Annotated in this window: 15 protein-coding genes; 8 read left to right on the forward strand and 7 right to left on the reverse strand. The window is 68.9% G+C overall.

Annotation, left to right across the window (positions count from 1 at the left end; all coding sequences use genetic code 11):
• Positions 1–16 precede the first annotated feature (16 nt).
• The 4 genes from QNO00_RS09805 (at position 17) to pgm (ending at position 5256) form a co-directional block, all read left to right on the forward strand.
• Complete coding sequence (locus QNO00_RS09805; RefSeq protein WP_229966541.1) at positions 17–1459, forward strand: amidase; 1443 nt, start codon at positions 17–19, stop codon at positions 1457–1459.
• Between the two features lie 188 nt (positions 1460–1647).
• Positions 1648–3117, forward strand: coding sequence for a peptide MFS transporter (locus QNO00_RS09810; protein WP_284015847.1), 1470 nt, complete (start codon positions 1648–1650; stop codon positions 3115–3117).
• Positions 3118–3311: 194 nt separating this feature from the next.
• Positions 3312–3539 (forward strand): hypothetical protein, encoded by a 228-nt coding sequence (locus QNO00_RS09815; protein WP_284024397.1) that lies wholly within the window; start codon positions 3312–3314, stop codon positions 3537–3539.
• A gap of 85 nt (positions 3540–3624) precedes the next feature.
• On the forward strand, positions 3625–5256 hold the full coding sequence (pgm, locus tag QNO00_RS09820; RefSeq protein ID WP_229966539.1) for a phosphoglucomutase (alpha-D-glucose-1,6-bisphosphate-dependent): 1632 nt from the start codon (positions 3625–3627) through the stop codon (positions 5254–5256).
• Between the two features lie 121 nt (positions 5257–5377).
• On the opposite strand, the gene QNO00_RS09825 is transcribed toward pgm, so the two are convergent.
• A complete protein-coding gene (locus QNO00_RS09825) occupies positions 5378–6790 on the reverse strand; it encodes an aldehyde dehydrogenase family protein (RefSeq protein WP_284024398.1) in 1413 nt (470 codons plus the stop codon).
• Positions 6787–7677, reverse strand: a complete 891-nt coding sequence (locus QNO00_RS09830) for an SDR family NAD(P)-dependent oxidoreductase (RefSeq protein WP_284024399.1) — start codon at positions 7675–7677, stop codon at positions 6787–6789. Before QNO00_RS09830 ends, QNO00_RS09825 begins: the two co-directional genes overlap by 4 nt.
• A gap of 144 nt (positions 7678–7821) precedes the next feature.
• On the opposite strand from QNO00_RS09830, the gene QNO00_RS09835 reads away from it, so the two are divergent.
• Positions 7822–9135 (forward strand): uracil-xanthine permease family protein, encoded by a 1314-nt coding sequence (locus QNO00_RS09835; protein WP_229966536.1) that lies wholly within the window; start codon positions 7822–7824, stop codon positions 9133–9135.
• A gap of 39 nt (positions 9136–9174) precedes the next feature.
• Here QNO00_RS09835 and QNO00_RS09840 read toward each other — a convergent pair whose 3' ends face one another.
• Together QNO00_RS09840 and QNO00_RS09845 are read right to left on the reverse strand one after the other, a co-directional pair.
• The gene (locus QNO00_RS09840) at positions 9175–10284 is read right to left on the reverse strand and encodes a glycerate kinase (protein WP_284024401.1); all 1110 of its coding nucleotides are present in this window, start codon (positions 10282–10284) and stop codon (positions 9175–9177) included.
• A 51-nt stretch (positions 10285–10335) separates the two neighbouring features.
• The gene (locus tag QNO00_RS09845; RefSeq protein ID WP_284024402.1) at positions 10336–11127 is read right to left on the reverse strand and encodes a glycerophosphodiester phosphodiesterase family protein; all 792 of its coding nucleotides are present in this window, start codon (positions 11125–11127) and stop codon (positions 10336–10338) included.
• 133 nt (positions 11128–11260) lie between these two features.
• Here QNO00_RS09845 and QNO00_RS09850 point away from each other — a divergent pair, with 133 nt between their 5' ends.
• The 3 genes from QNO00_RS09850 to QNO00_RS09860 are packed head-to-tail and all read left to right on the forward strand — an operon-like array spanning position 11261 to position 16022.
• Positions 11261–13903: a bifunctional lysylphosphatidylglycerol flippase/synthetase MprF gene (locus tag QNO00_RS09850; RefSeq protein WP_284024403.1), complete on the forward strand. Its 2643-nt coding sequence runs from the start codon at positions 11261–11263 to the stop codon at positions 13901–13903.
• Entirely contained in the window at positions 13900–15201 is a 1302-nt protein-coding gene (locus QNO00_RS09855) for an alpha/beta hydrolase (protein ID WP_284024404.1), read from the forward strand. The genes QNO00_RS09850 and QNO00_RS09855 overlap by 4 nt, the downstream gene beginning before the upstream one ends.
• The gene (locus tag QNO00_RS09860) at positions 15198–16022 is read left to right on the forward strand and encodes a phosphatase PAP2 family protein (protein WP_284024405.1); all 825 of its coding nucleotides are present in this window, start codon (positions 15198–15200) and stop codon (positions 16020–16022) included. The genes QNO00_RS09855 and QNO00_RS09860 overlap by 4 nt, the downstream gene beginning before the upstream one ends.
• A 57-nt stretch (positions 16023–16079) precedes the next feature.
• Here QNO00_RS09860 and QNO00_RS09865 read toward each other — a convergent pair whose 3' ends face one another.
• The 3 genes from QNO00_RS09865 to QNO00_RS09875 all read right to left on the reverse strand — a co-directional run bounded on the left by QNO00_RS09865 (position 16080) and on the right by QNO00_RS09875 (position 18474).
• Entirely contained in the window at positions 16080–16883 is an 804-nt protein-coding gene (locus QNO00_RS09865) for an HAD family hydrolase (RefSeq protein ID WP_229966530.1), read from the reverse strand.
• A 113-nt stretch (positions 16884–16996) separates the two neighbouring features.
• Positions 16997–17533, reverse strand: coding sequence for a YbhB/YbcL family Raf kinase inhibitor-like protein (locus QNO00_RS09870; RefSeq protein ID WP_229966529.1), 537 nt, complete (start codon positions 17531–17533; stop codon positions 16997–16999).
• A gap of 29 nt (positions 17534–17562) precedes the next feature.
• Positions 17563–18474 (reverse strand): carbohydrate kinase family protein, encoded by a 912-nt coding sequence (locus QNO00_RS09875; RefSeq protein ID WP_284024406.1) that lies wholly within the window; start codon positions 18472–18474, stop codon positions 17563–17565.
• Between the last annotated feature and the right edge of the window lie 16 nt (positions 18475–18490).

Below are 18490 nucleotides of genomic sequence, written 5' to 3' on the forward strand. Positions count from 1 at the left end.
CCGTCCCGGAGGTCACATGTCCGCTCCGCCGCTTCCCGGTCCGACTTCACCGTCGACTGAGCCCACTGCCCTGCAGTGGCGGGACCGCCTCGCCTCGGGTGAAGTCAGCGCCCGCGAGGTGACCGGCTATTTCCTCCGGCGCATCGAGGAACGAAATCCGGCACTGGGCGCCTTCCTGCTGCCCACTCCGGAACCCGCCCTGCGGGAGGCGGCGGCGGCCGATGAACGATTTGCCCGCGGCGAGCCCCTGGGGCTGCTTCACGGCATGCCGCTGGCCCACAAGGATCTGACCGATGTTGCCGGAATACCCACCACGCTGGGCACCGCCGCCCTGGAACCGTATGTTCCGGCCGAGGACGGCCCCCTCCCCGCCGTCCTGCGCGGCGCCGGGGCCATCAGCCTGGGCAAGACCCAGGTTCCGGAGTTCGGGCTCAGCAGCTACAGCGAGAATTTCATCGGCGCTCCGGCCCGGAACCCCCTGGACCCGATGCGAAGCCCGGGCGGCTCCAGCGGCGGCAGCGCCGCGGCCGTGGCAGCGGGCATGATTCCATTCGCGCCGGGCACTGACGGCGGCGGATCGGTGCGCATTCCGGCTGCGGCCACCGGACTGGTGGGCTTGAAACCGAACCGCGGGCGGGTGCCGGCTGGAGGTGGCCAGAACGACCTGGGCCAGTTTGTGGTGGCCGGACCCCTGGCGCGCAACGCCGCGGATGCGGGGCTGCTGCTGGACGCCATGGTCGCCGGCCCCAACCATCATGCGACGTCGGCCGCGCCCTTCGAGGGCAGCTTCCTGGCCGCGGCCCAGCGGGCCGCAGGGCGTTTCCGGATCGGAGTGAGCACCCTCTCGCCGTTCTCCTCGCGCCTGGAGATCGTCCTGGATCCCGAGGCGGTGCAGGCACTCACCACCGGCATCCGCGCGCTCACCGCAGCCGGCCATGACGTGGTTGACGCCGAACTCAGCTACGACGAGCGCTATCCGGAGGCTTTCCAGACGGTGTGGACGGCCTCGCTCGCCACCTTGGTCCTGCCCGAGGGCGCCGAGCGGAGGCTGACACCGCTCACGGCGGCGGTCCGCCGTCGGGCCCTGCAGCGTTCGGCCGGGGAGCTGGCGTCGGCGCTGGATGTCCTGCGCCGCTTCGAAGAGGACACCATCCGCGCCTACAGCGCCTATGACATGATCCTCACTCCGGCGCTGGGCCAAACTCCGCGCCCGGTGGGCTGGTACTGGGAAAACCCGCCCGAAGCCGGATTTCCGGACGAAGAGGCACTGGGCTTGGAGGACTACGCCCGGCAGTGCCGCTACTCGCCCTTCACATCGATGGTCAATGTGTGCGGACTCCCGGCCATCTCCGTACCGACCCTGAGAACGCCGGACGGCCTGTCCATGGGCATTCAACTGATCGGACGGCCCGGCGCAGAGGCCCAGCTGTTGGCCGTCGCCGCGCAGTTGGAATCCTAAAACGCGTATACTAGTCCATGAGTTCCCCGCACCCCGCCTGAGGTCGCCATGGATGCCGTAACAGTGTGCCGTAGAACCAATTTGCCGGTGATGTTTCTCACTGCCCAGCAGGCTCCTGAAGCGATAGCGCGGAGAATTCCGCCCCGAGGCCGCCCCGCGCACACATATGCCGATGCGAACATGTTCGGGTGAGTTCTAATCCCAGCACCTCAGCCGCCCCGTCGGCCCGAAAGTCCTTCTTTGGCCATCCCCGCATGTTGGCGAACCTCTTCAGCGTCGAGCTGTGGGAACGGTTCTCCTTCTACGGCATGCAGGGCATCCTGCTGTACTACATGTACTACTCAGTCGCCGACGGCGGCCTGGGTATCGACATGGCCGTCGCCACCGGACTTGTCGGCGCCTACGGCGGTGGCGTTTACCTGTCCACCATTCTCGGTGCCTGGGTTGCGGACCGCCTGCTGGGCTCGGAACGTGTCCTGTTCTACTCGGCGATCATCATCGTGCTGGGCCACATCTCCCTGGCCGTGCTTCCGGGCGCGGCGGGACTGGCCGCCGGCCTGATCCTGATCGCCCTCGGTTCCGGCGGCCTGAAGGCCAACGCAACCTCGCTTGTTGGCACCCTCTACACAGAGACGGATGAGCGCCGCGACGCCGGGTTCTCCATCTTCTACATGGGCATCAACCTCGGCGCCCTCGTCGGCCCCATCCTGACCGGCCTCGTCCAGAACAAGTTCGGCTTCCACTTCGGCTTCGGCCTGGCCGCCGTCGGCATGGTCATCGGCCTGACCCAGTACGCCCTGACCCGCAAGCACCTGCCCGAGGCCGCCCATCTGGTCAGCAACCCGCTGCCGCGCCCGCTGTTCACCAAGGTGATCGCTGGAACGGTGGCCGCGCTCGTGCTGATCGTCCTGGCCGTGTTCTTCGGCCTGCTGACCGCGGAAAACCTGGCTCCGGTCATGGCCACCCTGGCCATCCTGGCGTCCATTGGCTACTTCGTGGTGATCCTGACGAGCAAGAAGGTCAACAGGATCGAGCGCCGCCGCGTCTACTCCTTCATTCCGATGTTCGTGGCCAGCGCCGCCTTCTGGGCCCTGTTCCAGCAGCAGTTCACCGTGGTGGCCATCTATGCCGACTCCTCGCTGGACCGCACCCTGTTCGGCTGGGAAATGCCGCCCAGCTTCGTGCAGTCCATCAACCCGGTGTTCATCATCATTTTCGCCGCGGTCTTCGCTGCACTCTGGACCAAGCTGGGCGACAAGCAGCCGTCTTCCCCGCTGAAGTTCGCCATGGGCCTGGCCGTCATGGGCCTGGCGTTCCTCGCCTTCATCCCGTTCTCCGGCGGCGCCCCGAACAGCACGCCGCTGCTGGCCCTGGCCGGCATCCTGCTGCTGTTCACGTTCGCCGAGCTGTTCCTGTCCCCGATCGGCCTGTCAGTGGCGACCAAGCTGGCGCCGGCTGTCTTCCGGACCCAGATGGTGGCCCTGTTCTTCCTGTCCGTCTCCCTGGGCACCACCATGGCCGGCTGGCTGGCACAGTTCTACGACCCGGCCACCGAGGTCAGCTACTTCGCGTTCAGCGGCATCACCGCCATCGTCCTGGGCGCCGCCCTGGTCGTGGCTACGCCCGCTATCAAGAAGCTGATGAGCGGCGTGCGCTAAGCACTACGCCAAGCCTTTCCAGGCTTCTCCAGCGACGACGACGGCTTCCCGCCGTCGTCGTCGTTGGTTAAGCCGCGATGCAGGCTGTCCGCCGGAACCGCTGGATCCGCCGTTCCCCGAGTGGTACTACTGAAATCGCAGGCCTGATGATGGTGGAGGGCGGGACTCCCGCTTCCGCAGAAGGAGGACACGCCATGGCTGAGGACAAGAGCAAGGGCACCGGCAAGGATCCCAACGAGGGTACTGAAAATCCCGCGGAGGCACTGGTGGAGTCCGGGGCTGACGTCATCCCCGACGGCACGGGGGATCCCAATAAAACCGATCACCGGGTGGAGGTCCACGCGAGTATTTCCGAAGGATCGAATTCGAACAGCAAGACGTCGGGCCGCACCGGTTCCGGACCGGAGGGCCGGAAGGCCTAAGCGGGCGGCCACCTTAGCTGCCTTCTGCCACATCCGCGGGCGGCCGATCTGCCACCGGCGGCTTTTGTTTGGCATGCTTAGGGGTATGTCTACCCGAGCTGGCACAGTTGCCCAACCCTCCGACCTTGTGAACCTGACGGCACTCCTGGATGCCTACTACGACGTCACGCCGGACATGCAGGACCCCGCGCAGCGGGTCGTCTTCGGCACGTCGGGTCACCGCGGCTCGTCCCTGAACGGGGCCTTCAACGAACCGCACATCGCTGCCATCACGCAGGCGATTGTCGAGTACCGCACCGGACAGGGCATCACCGGTCCGCTGTTCATGGGCAAGGACACCCACGCCCTGTCGGAGCCGGCGCAGAACACCGCCCTGGAGGTTCTCGCCGGCAACGGCGTGAACGTGCTGATCGATTCCCGCAACGGCTTCACGCCCACTCCGGCGCTGAGCCACGCGATCCTGAAGCACAACACCGGCCGCACCGAGGAGGCCGACGGCATCATCATCACGCCCTCGCACAATCCTCCGGCAGACGGCGGTTTCAAGTACAACCCGCCCACCGGCGGCCCCGCCGGTTCCGAGGCCACCAATTGGATCGCCAACCGCGCCAATGAACTGCTGGAGGACGGGCTGCGCGGCGTGCGGCGCATTCCGCTCGGCGAGGCGCGGCTGGCCGACTCGGTGGGCACCTACGACTTCCTGCAGAACTACGTCGAGGACCTTCCGTCGGTCCTGAACCTGGACGCGATCCGCGAATCAGGCCTGCACATCGGCGCCGATCCCCTGGGCGGCGCCTCCGTGGACTACTGGGGTGCCATCGCGGAGATGCACCAGCTGAACCTGAGCGTGGTCAACCCCAACGTGGACCCGCAGTGGGCGTTCATGACCCTGGACTGGGACGAGAAGATCCGCATGGACTGCTCCTCCCCCGATGCGATGGCCTCGCTGATCTCGCGCGCCAACGAATATGACATTGCCACCGGCAATGACGCCGACGCCGACCGCCACGGGATTGTCACGCCCGACGCCGGGCTGATGAACCCCAACCACTACCTCGCCGTCGCCATCGACTACCTCTACCGGAACCGCTCCGGCTGGCCGAAGGATGCGGTGGTGGGAAAGACCTTGGTGTCCTCCTCGATGATCGACCGCGTGACCGGCGATCTGGGCCGAACCCTGATGGAGGTCCCGGTGGGCTTCAAGTGGTTTGTTCCGGGACTGCTCTCCGGTGAAGCGGCCTTCGGCGGCGAAGAATCCGCCGGCGCGTCCTTCCTGCGCCTGGACGGCAAGGCCTGGACCACCGACAAGGACGGCATCCTGCTGGCCCTGCTGGCCTCGGAGATCACCGCGGTGACGGGCAAGACGCCGTCACAGCGGTACCGGGAGCTGACCGCAAAGTTCGGCGATCCCGAGTACGCCCGCGTGGACGCCCCGGCCAGCCGCGAGCAGAAGGCGGCGCTGGCGAAGCTCTCGCCGTCGGACGTCACGGCCACTACCCTGGCCGGCGAGGACATCACGGCGCGCCTGACCGAGGCACCGGGCAACGGCGCACCCATCGGCGGCCTGAAGGTCACCACCGAGAATGCCTGGTTTGCCGCCCGCCCCTCGGGCACCGAGGACGTGTACAAGATCTACGCCGAATCCTTCAAGGGCGTGGAACACCTGCGCACCGTCCAGGCCGAGGCCAAGGCCATTGTGGACGGCGTCATTTCCTAGCCCAATCTCCGTATAGTCCCCCGCCGAGATGGCAGAAAGTGCGCGTCCCAGCCCTGGGAAGCGCACTTTCTGCCATTTCGGCGGTGTCAGGCGGGGTCGGGGCCGGGGTCAGGCTTGGGGATTAGAGCAGGCGGCGCAGCAAACGCCGCTTGAGCCCGTTGTACGGCGGATAGGCCACCCGCAGCGTGTCCAGCGCGGTGCCCTTGGTGAACACCGGACGCAGCTGGCTGAACGTGTCGAACGAGAACTTGCCGTGATAGGCGCCGGTGCCGCTGGCGCCGGCGCCGCCGAACGGCAGGCCGGGCACGGCCAGCTGCACCGTGCTCACGTTGTGGTTCACGCTGCCGGCCCGCACCCCGCGTTCAAAGGCCTTCCGGGCCGCTGCCGACTGCGTGTACAGGTAGGACGCCAGCGGCACCGGACGGGCGTTGATGAACGCCATGGCCTCATCGAGGTCCTTCACGGTCAGCACGGGCAGGATGGGACCAAAAATCTCTTCCTGCATCACCGGAGAGTCCGGGGAAACATCGGTCAGGATGGTCGGCTCCAGGTACAGCGAGTTCCGGTCGCTGCGTCCTCCGGCCAGCACGGTTCCGCTCTCCAGCAGACCGTGCAGCCGGTCCCAGTGCTGTTCGTTGATGATCCGGCCCAGGTCCGGGCTCCGCGCCGGATCCTTCCCGAACAGCTCGGTGACCGCTCGGACCAGGTGCTTGCGCAGTTTGGGTGCCGCCGCCTCGGTGACGAGCACGTAATCCGGCGCCACGCAGGTCTGTCCGGCATTCAGCAGCTTCCCGTACACCAGCCGGCGGGCGATGGCGGCGAAATTGCCGTCCAGCACGACGGCGGGCGACTTCCCGCCCAGTTCCAGCGTGACCGGAGTCAGGTATTTGGCGGCGGCCTGCAGCACCACCCGGCCCACCCGTTCCCCGCCGGTGAAAAAGATGGAGTCGAAGCGCTCGGCCAGCAGCGCGGTGCTGGCTTCCTGCCCGCCCTGGATGACGACGACGGCGTCCGGGTCCAGGTACTGCGGCAGCAGTTCCGCCAGTGTCGCCGAGGTGGCGGGAGCCAGCTCCGAGGGCTTCAGCACCGCGGCGTTGCCGGCCGCCAGGGCGCCGATCAGCGGAGCCAGCAGCAGCTGCACGGGATAGTTCCACGGTGCGATGACCAGCACCACGCCCAGCGGCTGCGGCTCGGTCTTGGCCGAGGCGGGCAGCAGGCCCAGCGGCACCGGAACGCGGGTGCTGCGGGTCCACTGCGCCAGGTGCTTCAGCGTGTATTCGGCCTCGGCGCGGGTGATGGAGATTTCGGTCAGGTAGCCCTCGAGCGGGTTCTTGCCGAGGTCCCGGTCCAGGGCGGCGCCGAACTCAGCCTCGCGCTCGGTCAGCATCCGGATCAGGCCCCGAAGCTGGGCCCGCCGCCAGGACAGCGGACGGGTCCGGCCCGAGTCGTAGGTCCGGCGCACCGCTGCCACCGCGGAGCTGATCTGCCGCTCCGGGAGGGTTTCGCTGACCTCTGCCAGGGCTCCGGCGCTCATCGGTGGCTCTTCGGAGAGCCGGCGGCGGCGGGAGCGCCTGCCGGTGCCGCCGCCGGCGGAGCTTCGGGGCGGCCGGTGAAGTGGTCCATGGACTGGTACACCTTGAACACGCGTCCGGCCACCACGTCCCACAGCGGCTGCGGCAGCAGCCCGCGCAGGGCACTGCCCAGCGGCACCGTCCACGGCAGCTGGATCCGGGCCTTGCCCTCCATCAGGGCAGCCCACGCCCGGTCCACCACATACTGCGGTTCCATCAGCGGCGTCATCAGCGGGCCGCGCGCCCCGGCAAACATGCCGGTTTTGATGTAGCTCGGAATCAGGGTGGTGACCTGAATGTGCCCGTTGCCGGCTTCATTGAGTTCCAGCCGCAGCGAATCGCTCCAACCGATCACTGCCCACTTGGAGGCGGCGTAAACGCTCATCTTCGGCACTGACAGGGTGCCCGACGCCGAAGCGACGTTCAGGATCCGCACCGGCGTGCGGCGGGCGATCATCTGCGGCAGGAACGCCCGGGTGATCTGCATCGGCGCCACCGCATTCACCTGCATCACGGCGTCAATGTCCGCCGCCGTGTGCTCCCAGAAGTACTTTCCGCGCACGATCCCGGCATTGTTGATCAGGACATCGGGAACCCCCACCTCTGCCAGAACCCGTTCGGCGGCCGCGGCCACCTCCGGCTGGGAGCTGACGTCCAGGGCAAAGGAATGGACAGCACTGCCGCCCGGCTCCCGCAGCTCCGCCGCCGCGGCCTCCAGGGCATCGGTGTTGCGGTCCCACAGGACCACGTGCGCGGCGCCGTCGCGCACGGCCCGTTCGGCGTACAGCCGCCCCATGCCCATGGCCGCGCCGGTGATGAGTACCGTGCGGCCCGAAACTGATATGCCCATGCTGATCCGTCCATTCGCGGGTGACGCCGGTGTCCGCCCCCGAGTTGTTCCCGGTAAGTGCTTCGCCTGCAACGTAACATCTTGGACATCGATGCCCGGTACTATTCTGCACGAACCCTCCGTTGGTCTTTGAAAGGCACATCCATGAGCAAATTCGGTACCGCCTGGACCATTCACGGTGACGGCAAGACGATTAAACCCGGCGAATACGTGGCCCCCGGCGAACGGCTCAGCTGGCCGCGCACCATCGGCATCGGCGCCCAGCACGTCGTGGCCATGTTCGGAGCCACGTTCCTGGTTCCTCTGCTGACGGGTTTTCCGCCCGCCACCACACTGTTGTTCTCGGGCATCGGCACCATCCTGTTCCTGATCATCACGGCCGGACGGGTGCCCAGTTACCTCGGCTCCAGCTTCGCGTTCATCGCACCCATTGCGGCGGCCACCAGCCAGCACGGTCCCGGCGGAGCGCTCGGCGGGATCATCATGGCCGGGGCGGCGCTGTTCCTCATCGGCCTGGCCGTCCAGGTGGCGGGCACAAAGTGGATCCAGATCCTGATGCCCCCGGTGGTGACCGGCACCATCGTGGCCCTGATCGGACTGAACTTGGCCGGCACCGCCCGCACCAACTTTGAGGCGGGCCCGGTCACCGCCGTCGTCACCGTGCTGGTGATCCTGCTGTCCTCAGTCCTGTTCAAGGGCTTCCTGGGCCGGCTCTCGATCCTGATCGGCGTGGTCGCCGGCTACATCACGGCGATGCTGCGGGGCGAGGTGGACTTCGCGGTGATCGGCGACGCCGCCTGGTTCGGGCTGCCCGAGTTCATGTCCCCGACGTTCCACTTCTCAGTGATCGGCCTCTTCGTCCCGGTGGTCCTGGTCCTGGTGGCCGAGAACATCGGCCATGTGAAGTCAGTCGCCGCCATGACCGGGCGTGATCTTGATCCCTATGCCGGCCGCGCTCTGATGGCCGACGGCCTCGCCACCGTGCTGGCCGGATCCGGCGGCGGTTCCGCGACCACCACCTACGCGGAAAACATCGGCGTCATGGCCGCCTCCCGGGTGTACTCCACGGCCGCCTACTGGGTTGCCGGACTTGTGGCCATCCTGCTGAGCCTGTTTCCGAAGTTCGGCGCGATGATCGCGACCGTTCCGGAAGGCGTGCTGGGCGGCGCCGGCGTCATCCTCTACGGCATGATCGGCATGCTGGGCGTGCGCATCTGGGTGGACAACCGGGTGAACTTCTCCAACCCGATCAACCTCTCCACGGCCGGCCTGGGCCTGATCATCGCCATCGCCAACTTCACCTGGGTGGTGGCCGGACTGGAGTTCGGCGGCATCGCGCTCGGCACCGGAGCCACCCTGCTGGCCTTCCACGGCATGCAGGCGATCGCGCGCTGGCGGGGCACCGATCCCGACGATCCGCAGGAGGACCGGGGAGCGAGGCCGAGCCGGCTGGGCTAGGCCCCACCGGCTGGCTAAGCCCGCGGTTACGGGCGGGGCCTAAGCACCCTCGAGGGCCTGCACGGTGGCCCGGGTCAGCCAGCGCCGGGCGGAGGTCATCGCGTCCTGCGGGTCCGACACCAGGTCCAGCAGGCTCACGGCCGCCACCACGCCGTATTCCGCCAGCACCTGCGGCGGCAGCGTGATCCGCCCGGCCAGGGCCACCACCGGGATGCCGGCGTCCCGCGCACGCTCGGCCACCGACAGCGGAGCCTTGCCGTACCGGGACTGTTCGTCAAGGGAGCCTTCGCCGGTCAGCACCAGGTCCGCCTTCTCGAGGGCGGCGTCCAGTCCGGTGAGCCGGGAAATCACGTCGAAGCCGCTTTCCAGGGAGGCCTCGGTAAACGCCAGGAACGCCGACGGGAAGCCGCCGGCCGCGCCGGCGCCGGCGGTATCGACGTCCACGCCGGTCACCTCCCGCAGCAGTGCTGCCCACCGGACCAGGGCCTCGTCCAGCAGCAGGCGCGCCGAGGCGTCGGCCCCCTTCTGTTCCCCAAACACGTGCGCCGCCCCCTCCGGGCCGGTCAGCGGGTTGGTGACGTCGGCAGCGATGCGGACCCGGACACCCGGCAACCGGCCGTCCAGCCCGGACACGTCGATCGCCGCCGCCAGGGACAGCCCGGCTCCGCCCGGCGGCACCGGATTTCCGGCGGCATCCAGGATCCGCAGGCCCAGGGCGGTGAGCGCTCCGGAGCCGCCGTCGGTCATGGCCGAGCCGCCGATGCCGAGCACGATTTCAGTGGCACCCGCGTCCAGGGCCTCCCGGATCAGTTCACCGCTGCCGTAGCTCGACGCCGCGAGCGAGGACTGCACTGAGGGATCCACCAGCATCAGCCCGGAGGCACGGGCGGTTTCGATCACGGCGGTGCTTCCGGTCATCGCCCACAGGGCCGTGACATAGCCGCCCAGCGGCCCGCGCACGCTCGCGGTGTGCTCCTGCGCGCCGGCGGCCAGCGCCGCTTCCAGGGTGCCCTCACCGCCGTCGGCCACCGGAACGAGCATCACGTCGGCTTCCGGATAGACGGCAAGCACGCCTTCGGCCATCGCTGCGGCGGCTTCAACCGCCGAAAGGGAACCTTTGAACTTGTCCGGGGCTATGAGAACGCGCATGCACCAATACTGCCAGCCCGGAGGCGGATCCGGCGGCTCTGGGCCGGCCGGTCAGGGTTTTGCCTGCTCCGAGCGGCGCTGCGGCCAGATCCCCCGGCGGGACAGGACGTCGGCCAGCAGGTCGGCCCGGTCCGACACCAGGCCGTCCACCCCCAGGTCCAGCAGCCGCTCCATGTCGGCGGGGTCGTTGACCGTCCAGACATGGACCTGCAGGCCGGCCCGGTGGCACCGGCTCACGAACCGCCGAGTGACGATCCGCAGGGGGCCCTGCCGCTCCGGAACCTGCAGGCACTGGTACCTTCCCAGCTTGGCCAGCACGCCCGCCAGGCCAAGCGGCGCGAGCAGCACGGTCAGGGCCGTGAACGGTGCACCGGCGGAGCTGGCGGCCGGCCGGGCCAGCCGGCGCAGGGAGGCGAGCCGCCGGCGGTCCGAAAACGAGGTCACCAGCACCCGGTCGTGGGCGGCATGCTTGTCCAGCAGCCGCGCCAGTTCGGCAGCTCCTGCGGCGTCCTTGACGTCCACGTTCAGGCGCGCTTCGGGCAACTGCGTCAGCAGCTCCTCGAAGGTGGGGATTTCCTCGGTTCCCCCCACGCGGGCACGCCGGACCTCGCGCAGGCTGAGCCTGCCCACGGGTCCCCCGGCGCCGGCAACCCGGTCCAGCGACGCGTCGTGGAAGGCCAGGAGTACGCCGTCGCGCGTGGTGCGCACGTCCGTCTCCAAATAGCCGAAGCCCAGCGCGGCGGCGGCGCGGAACGCCACCAGGGTGTTTTCGCGGCCTTCGCGGGAGAACCCGCGATGGGCAAGCCCCAATGGCGGCGGAGAGTCAAAGTAGGGATATCTCACCTGCGTACTTTATCCGCAGGAGCCCCGGCACCGGCACCGGACATCCTCATCCCGCGGGCCCGGTCCTAGACTGGCAGCACCCGGAGCCGCTGCTGCGGCGCGGGAGGGGCGATGCGGTGCGGAGGTACCCGGTTTGGCGACAGACTCCCGAGCAGAAGGACCGGCCGGAAGAAGCCCGACGCCGCACGGACCGGCGGCCGGGCTGCCCGGCGGGCTGGCGGATTGGCTGCGCGGGACCGCCCGCCGGGCACGGCGGGCTCCGGCAACGCTGGCCTTCCTGGCGGTCTTTTGGATGGCGGGTGCTGCAAGCTCGAGCCTGGTGTCCGGTCCCGATGCACCCCTCGCCGCGTGGGTCGTGCTCTCCGCGGAATCACTTCCCGAACACTGGCCGGCACTGCTGCTCTCGGGCCTTTGGGCCGCCGGCCTGCCCGGATACCTTGCCGGCACCCTTCTGATCCTGCTGGTCGGCCTGCCGTGCGAGCGCCTGATGGGCTCCGCACGGTTCGCCGCAGCTGCCGTCTGGGCGCAGCTCGCCGGCGCACTGCTGGCCATTGGGTTCACCCACGCAGCCAATGCCTTGCCCGGCGAATGGTCACGGGCGCTGGAGTCGGAGTCCTTTGTCGGCCCGGTGGCCTTCGTCTGCGGCGTTGCCGCCGCGGCCAATGCCCGGTTCTCCACCCTCTGGCGCCGCCGCCTGCGCGTGGGCCTCTTCACGCTGCTGGTGCTCCTGGCCCTGTACGGGGGCTCGTTCCACAGCATCACGGTGCTCGGAGCCGCGGTCGCCGGGGCGCTGGCCGGGCCGCTTTTGGCTGGGCGCCGGCCGGCATTTCCGGACCGGATCGTCACCAGCCGGCGTGAAGCCCGCGTCCTGGTGGCGCTGGTGGTGGCGGCTTCCGCAGCGGGACCGGTCATTTCCGCGCTCAGTTCCCAGGCGGTGGGGCCGCTGGCGGTCCTGCGGTTCCTGAATACCGACATTGAGCTCGTCGATCCGCAGGCCCTTGCCGCGCTGTGCAGCGATCCGGCGCAAAGCGCTGACTGCACGGAGGCGCGGCTGCAACTGCGCGCAGGGCCGGCGGGGTTCTTCCTGGCCACGCTGCCGCAGGTCCTGCTGATTGTTTTTGCCGACGGGCTGCGGCGGGGTCGCCGTTTTGCCTGGTGGTGCGCCGTTCTCCTGCAGGGTCTGATGACGCTGCTGGCCGCAGTCCGCGCGGCCCGGTACCTCCGCGGAGACACCCCCGGCCGGATTGAGCTGGGAGCGGCGCAAAACGCACTGGTGCTGATCCTGCCCGTGCTGGTGCCGCTGGCTGTCTTCGTCCTGCTCTGCGTCACCCGCCGCCTGTTCACTGTCTCGGCGCCACCGGGCCTGTACCGCCGGCTGTCCGCCTGGGTGTCCGGGGCAGCGGTACTGCTCGGCGCCGCGTACGTCCTGGGCGGACTGGCACTCCGGAACTCCTTCACTCCGCAGGCCACCGCCCGGGCACTTCTCACCGGTTTGCCCGAACGGTTCCTGCCCGTCCTGGAACTCGAACTCCCGGCGTCGGCTCCCGGACCGCTGCCCCTCACGGTGCCGGCGGACCTGCTCTATGAAGGTGTCGGGCTGGCGTTCTGGGTGTTTACGTGTGTCCTGCTGCTGCGGTCCTTCCTGGAGCCGCCCTACCTCCGCGGCTCCGCAGACATCGTCCGGGCCCGGGCCCTGCTGAAGGCCCACGGCGGCGGAACCATGGCCTGGATGACCCTGTGGCCCGGGAACACCTACTGGTTCTCGCCCGGCGGAAACTCGTATGTGGCCTTCCGGTCCACCCCCGGCGTTGCACTAACCGTTGGCCCGCCCGTCGGACCGCGTCCGGAGCTGCGCCGGACGATCGAGGATTTCTCGGCCTTCTGCACTTCCAACGGAACAGCTGCCTGCTTCTACTCGGTGACCTCGGAGGTGGAAGGCATCACCTCCGGCATGGGGTTCTCCCGGCTGCAGGTCGCCGAGGAAACCATTCTGCCGCTGGGAAACCTGGAATTTCGGGGCAAGAAGTTCCAGGACCTCCGGACCGCACTGAACCACGCCCGCAAGGCCGGCATCGAAGCGCGCTGGATCAGCTATCCGACGGCACCGCTGGCAGTGCTGGACCAGCTGCACGCCATCTCCGAAGAGTGGGTGGCGGACAAACAGATGCCGGAAATGGGCTTCACGCTGGGCGGGCTGGACGAGCTGGACGATTCCGAGGTCCGGTGCCTGATCGCCGTCGACGGCGACGGCACCGTCCATGCGGTGACCTCCTGGCTGCCGATCTATCGGGACGGCCGCGTCATCGGTTGGACGCTGGACTTCATGCGCCGGCGCGGCGCCGGCTTCAAGCCGGCCATGGACTTCCTCATTGCCTCCGCCGCAAGCCTGCTGCAGGCGGAAGGGTATGAACTGCTGAGCCTCTCCGGAGCACCGCTGGCCCGCGCCGCACGGCCCGGGCCCCGGAACGGGAACGGAGCCGGTAACGGAACTGCGAGCGGAGCGGCGGAGAGGGCGGACCCGGCGGCGGGCGACTCAAGCCTTCTGGATTCCGTGCTGGACCTGCTCGGAACGACCCTGGAACCGGTCTACGGCTTCCGCTCCCTGCTGGCGTTCAAGGCCAAGTTCCAGCCCCGTTACGTTCCCCTGTACCTGACGTACCGTGATCCGGCCTCCCTGCCCGCCATTGGGAACGCCGTCGCACGGGCCTATCTGCCGCGGCTTTCCGTGGCCCAGGGGCTCACCCTCGTGCGGCACATTGTGGACAGCTCACGGTGAACTCACTGTCGCTGATCAGCGGGGCGTTTCCCGTTGGGGTAGGAGTCCTGGGCGCGCTGTCACTGCTGTGGCTGGTTTGGGGCGGACGCCGGCAGGTGCTGGTGGTGGTGCCGGTGGCCGCTGCATTCGCGACCCTGCTGACTTTGATCCTGTATGTCCTGGCCGAGACCGTTTTTCATTGGTGGAACGCCTCACTGCCGCGCCTGCTGTATGTATATGCCTGTGCTGGCATACTTGCGATAATCCTTGCGGCGGCGCGGCTGAGGGACGTCCGGGCCGTCCGGGTGCGGCTCCTGACACTCATTGCCGCAGCACTGGTCATGGCGGCGGTCGCCGGTGCCACGAATGCAGCCTACGGACAGTATCCGACCCTCGGTTCGCTGCTGTTTCCGCCGGCGGTGGAGACCTCGGACCTGCCCGAACGCAGTCCGGACGCCGCCGCCGGGCGTCCGGATACCACCGAGGCCAACTGGGTGCCGCCGGAGGACATGCCCGCCGGCGGCAGGGTCTATTCGGCCGACATACCGGGCACGGTTTCCGACTATGCCGCCAATCCGGCGCTCATCTACCTGCCTCCCGCCTATCTGGCGACGCCTCCTGCCGTGAATCTGCCCGTGCTGGTGCTGATCCACGGCCAGCCCGGGGGCCCGTCCGACTGGCTGATCGGCGGACAGCTGCTTGAGGCCATGGACACTTTCGCCGCAGCGCATTCCGGATTGGCCCCAGTGGTGATCATGCCTGACGCATCGAACGCCAACAACAAGAACTGGCCGCTCTGTCTGGATTCCACGATCAGCTCCTCAGCCACCTACCTGGCCGTGGATCTTCCGGCCTGGGTGCAGCAGCATCTGGCCTCCGGGCTGCGGGGCGGGCCGCAGTGGGCCGTTGCCGGCTATTCCTACGGCGGAACCTGCGCCCTGCAGCTGGCGGCGAATTTTCCCGCCGCCTACCCCACCTTCATCGACATTGCCGGTGAAGCGGAGCCCAGCATTCCGCAGGGCCGTGACGCCCTGGTGCAGACCTACTTCGGCGGGAACACCGCCGCCTTCACCGCCCAAAATCCCCTGGACCTGCTGCAGCACCGGTCCTTTCCGGATTCCGCCGGGATCGTGGTCGTGGGCGCTGACGATTCCGTGTACGCCCCGCAGGGGCGGTCGGTCTCTGCCGCCGCCCGTGCCGCCGGCATGGACGTCACCCTTCAGGAGGTGCCCGGCGCCCATTCCTGGCATGTCTGGAAGGCGGGCCTGGTGGACAATCTGGACTGGCTCGGCCACCGGTTGGGCATACTGGTTCCATGACCCGCAACAGTTCCGAACCCCGCCCGCACGACTCCCGGCCCGAGCCGGAGCCGCGGGAGCCGATGCAGCAGACGAAGCCGAAGCCGGGGATTCCGGGCTGGCTCGCTGCGGTTTTCCAACGACTGGTCCTCTGGACATCGCCCCACGCCGCTCTGCTGATCACCCTGGCGGTGGGACTGATCCCGGCGGTCCTGCTGACCCTGGGATCGGCCGAGGTCTATGAGTCGGTGAGTGACGCCGACGGCGTGGCCCAACTCGACCAGCCGGTCCTGGATGCGGCCCTGACACTGCGCTCCCCGGAAGTCGACAGTGCGGTGACGGCCTTCACCAACCTGGCCGGCACCGTCGGCATGCCCATCCTGGCGGGCACGGCCATGGTGATCATGGCGCTGAAGTGGCGGTCCTGGACCCCGGTGCTGCTGATAGCTGCCGCTGCCGCCGGATCCCTGCTGATGACGGTGGCGGGCAAGGACCTGGTGGGCCGTGTCCGGCCGCCGCTGACGGAAGCCGTGCCGCCGTTTGAGCATTCGGCGTCGTTTCCCAGCGGCCATTCGCTGAACGCCGTGGTCATTGCCGGAGTGGTGGCCTATCTGATCGTGCTGCACCTGCACAGCCGCGGCGCCAAGGTGCTTACCGTGCTCCTGGCGGCCGGCTTCTCAATAGCCGTGGGGCTGAGCCGCGTGTTCCTGGGCCACCACTGGTTCACCGATGTGCTGGTGGCCTGGACGCTGGGACTGGCCTGGCTGGCGGTGGTCATCACCGCGCACCGGCTGCTGCACTCCCGGCGGATGTCCCGATCCGAAGCCGCAGCGGGCGCCTGACCCCGCTGCTTGGCAACTGAACCCCCGCTCCGGCGAACCGGGCTTACCGAACCGGGCTCACGACCGGCGCAGCAGCCCCTCCAGGATCTGGGCGACGCCGTCGTCGACGAACGCCGGTGCCACTTTGTCCGCGGCAGCGAGGGCGTCGGCGTGGCCTGACGCCATGGCGTAGCCGCATCCGGCCCACTGCAGCATCTGCACGTCGTTGGGCATGTCGCCAAAGGCCACCACATCAGCGGGGTCGATGTCCCGGGACGCAGCGTAGTCGGCCAGCGTCACCGACTTGTCCAAGCCGTGCAGCGACATCTCCAGCAGCGCAATGGAGGGGGCGGAATGAGTGGTCGACACCAGATGCGCCACCGCGGGGCGGACACGCTGCAGGACTTCGTCCGGCGCGGCGCCGTCCACCCGGGCCAGGAACTTCACCACGGTGTCGGTGTCGGTGAGGGTTGCTTCCAGCGGCGCGGGGGCAACGGCACCGGGCAGGTCCCGGGATTCCGATTCGAGGAAGCCGGGGCCCAGATGAAAGCCGCCAACGGTTTCGGCGGCGAAACGGGCGCCCGGGTAGAGGCCCCGGATAATGCCGGCGGCGGCGAAGATGGCCGGCAGGGACAGGGCCTGCGCCTTCAGCACCCGTTCGGTGCCCAGGTCGTAGGTGATGGCGCCGTTGGAGCAGATGACGGTTCCCGCGTGCCCGAGGAAATCCTGCAGCGGGCTCAGCCAGCGCGGCGGCCTGCCGGTGACAAACACAACCTCGATGCCGGCCTCCGTGCAGTCGCGGAAGGCACGGACGGTCCGGTCACTGATCCGGTTGTCGGGACCGACGATGGTCCCGTCCAGGTCACTTGCCACCAGACGCACCGGGCACCTCGTTCCCTCGCAGGTTGATCTGCGCACCTGCGCAGGCCTCCAGCCTAACCGGCCCGGCGCCGCTCCCTGGGGCGGCGGCGCCGGGCCAGCGCGGCGCTGCCCGGCTAGGCGGCGGGGACCTCCGCCAGGCCGACGATCCGGGCGCGGGCCAGGGTGTGGGTGAACAGGGCGAAGCCCAGGGAGGCCGGGCTGGCATCCGCCGGCACCTCCAGTGATTCGACGTCGACGGCGTGGACCACCACCATGTAGCGGTGCGGGCCGTGGCCGGCGGGCGGTGCCGCGCCCACGAAGCCGCGGAACCCGGCGTCGTTCGCCAGTTGCACGGTGCCCGGCGGCAGGTCACCGTGGTTCGCCGCGTTGCCGGGCAGGGAGGTTGCCGTTGCCGGAATGTTGAATGCGGCCCAGTGCCAGAAGCCGCTGCCCGTGGGGGCGTCGGGGTCGAACATGGTCACGGCGAAGCTCCGGGTGCCCTCCGGGGCTCCGCTCCAGCTCAGCTGCGGTGATGCGTCCTGCCCGCCGGGAATGCCCATTTTCCCGCTGTACTGGGCGGCGGACATCGGCTCCATGTTCGAGACATCGTCGCTGGTGACCGTGAAGGCCGGTACCTGCGGCAGGGCGTCATAGGGATCGTAGGACTGCATGTGTTCTCCTGCGTGGTGTTGGAAAGCGGTCAGAGTTCGTTGCGGTACGGCGGGTTCGCACCGGCGCGGGAAACGGTGACGGCGGCGGCGCGGGCGGCGAACCCGAGCACTGCTTCCAGGTCACCGGGCCCGATCCGCGCCAGCTCGGCGCGGCGGGCACCGCCGTCGAGTTCCCGGTCCATCAGGGACACCAGCAGAGCGGACATGAACGAGTCCCCCGCCCCCACGGTGTCCACCACGGTCATCGGCGGAACCGAGGCGTGGGCTTCGCCCGTGGCCGTCACGGCCCAGGCGCCCTTGGAACCGCTGGTCACCGCTACCAGCGCCGGCCCCATCCCCAACCAGCGGCGGGCGGCGTCCTGCGGCGAGTCCTGCGGATAGAGCCAGGCGAGGTCCTCGTCGGAGGCCTTGACGACGTCGGACAGCGCGACGAATTTCTCGGCCTGCTCCCGGGCGTAGGACACGTCGGTGATGATGGTGGGCCGGCAGTTGGGATCGTAGCTGATCGTGGCGGCGGGGCGGGCGCGTTCCACCGCCTGCAGCACGGCGTCGGCACCGGGCCGGAGCATCGCCGCGATGGACCCGGTGTGCAGTACGGAGGTCCCGTCCAGCAGGCGCGGCAGCGCATCCGCCAGCGAGGGAAGCTGCCACTCCAGGTCAAAGGTGTAGCGGGCGCCGCCGGCGGGGTCCAGAACGGCCGTGGCCACACTGGTGGGCAGCTCGTCCGCGGGCATGGGAGTCAGGACGGAGTTGGCGCGCAGGTGCGCTTCGATCAGCTGGCCGTACTCGTCAGTGCCGTAGCGGCCCGCAAACTGGACCGGGCGGCCCAGCCGGGCCACCCCCACGGCAACATTGAGCGGGCTGCCGCCGGGGTGAAAGCGTTTGGGAGCGGTGTCGCTGAGAACCACGTCCACGAGGGCTTCGCCGATTACTGTGAGCACGACCTCAACCTAACAG

It is taken from the genome of Arthrobacter sp. zg-Y1219, from assembly GCF_030125545.1.
Lineage (GTDB): Bacteria > Actinomycetota > Actinomycetes > Actinomycetales > Micrococcaceae > Arthrobacter_B.

Excerpts from the sequence above, each read along its gene's own strand:
- QNO00_RS09805 (WP_229966541.1), top strand. The coding sequence starts at position 17 with ATGTCCGCTCCGCCGCTTCCCGGTCCGACTTCACCGTCGACTGAGCCC.
- QNO00_RS09815 (WP_284024397.1), top strand. The coding sequence starts at position 3,312 with ATGGCTGAGGACAAGAGCAAGGGCACCGGCAAGGATCCCAACGAGGGT.
- pgm (WP_229966539.1), top strand. The coding sequence starts at position 3,625 with ATGTCTACCCGAGCTGGCACAGTTGCCCAACCCTCCGACCTTGTGAAC.
- QNO00_RS09825 (WP_284024398.1), bottom strand. The coding sequence starts at position 6,790 with ATGAGCGCCGGAGCCCTGGCAGAGGTCAGCGAAACCCTCCCGGAGCGG.
- QNO00_RS09830 (WP_284024399.1), bottom strand. The coding sequence starts at position 7,677 with ATGGGCATATCAGTTTCGGGCCGCACGGTACTCATCACCGGCGCGGCC.
- QNO00_RS09835 (WP_229966536.1), top strand. The coding sequence starts at position 7,822 with ATGAGCAAATTCGGTACCGCCTGGACCATTCACGGTGACGGCAAGACG.
- QNO00_RS09840 (WP_284024401.1), bottom strand. The coding sequence starts at position 10,284 with ATGCGCGTTCTCATAGCCCCGGACAAGTTCAAAGGTTCCCTTTCGGCG.
- QNO00_RS09860 (WP_284024405.1), top strand. The coding sequence starts at position 15,198 with ATGACCCGCAACAGTTCCGAACCCCGCCCGCACGACTCCCGGCCCGAG.
- QNO00_RS09870 (WP_229966529.1), bottom strand. The coding sequence starts at position 17,533 with ATGCAGTCCTACGATCCCTATGACGCCCTGCCGCAGGTACCGGCCTTC.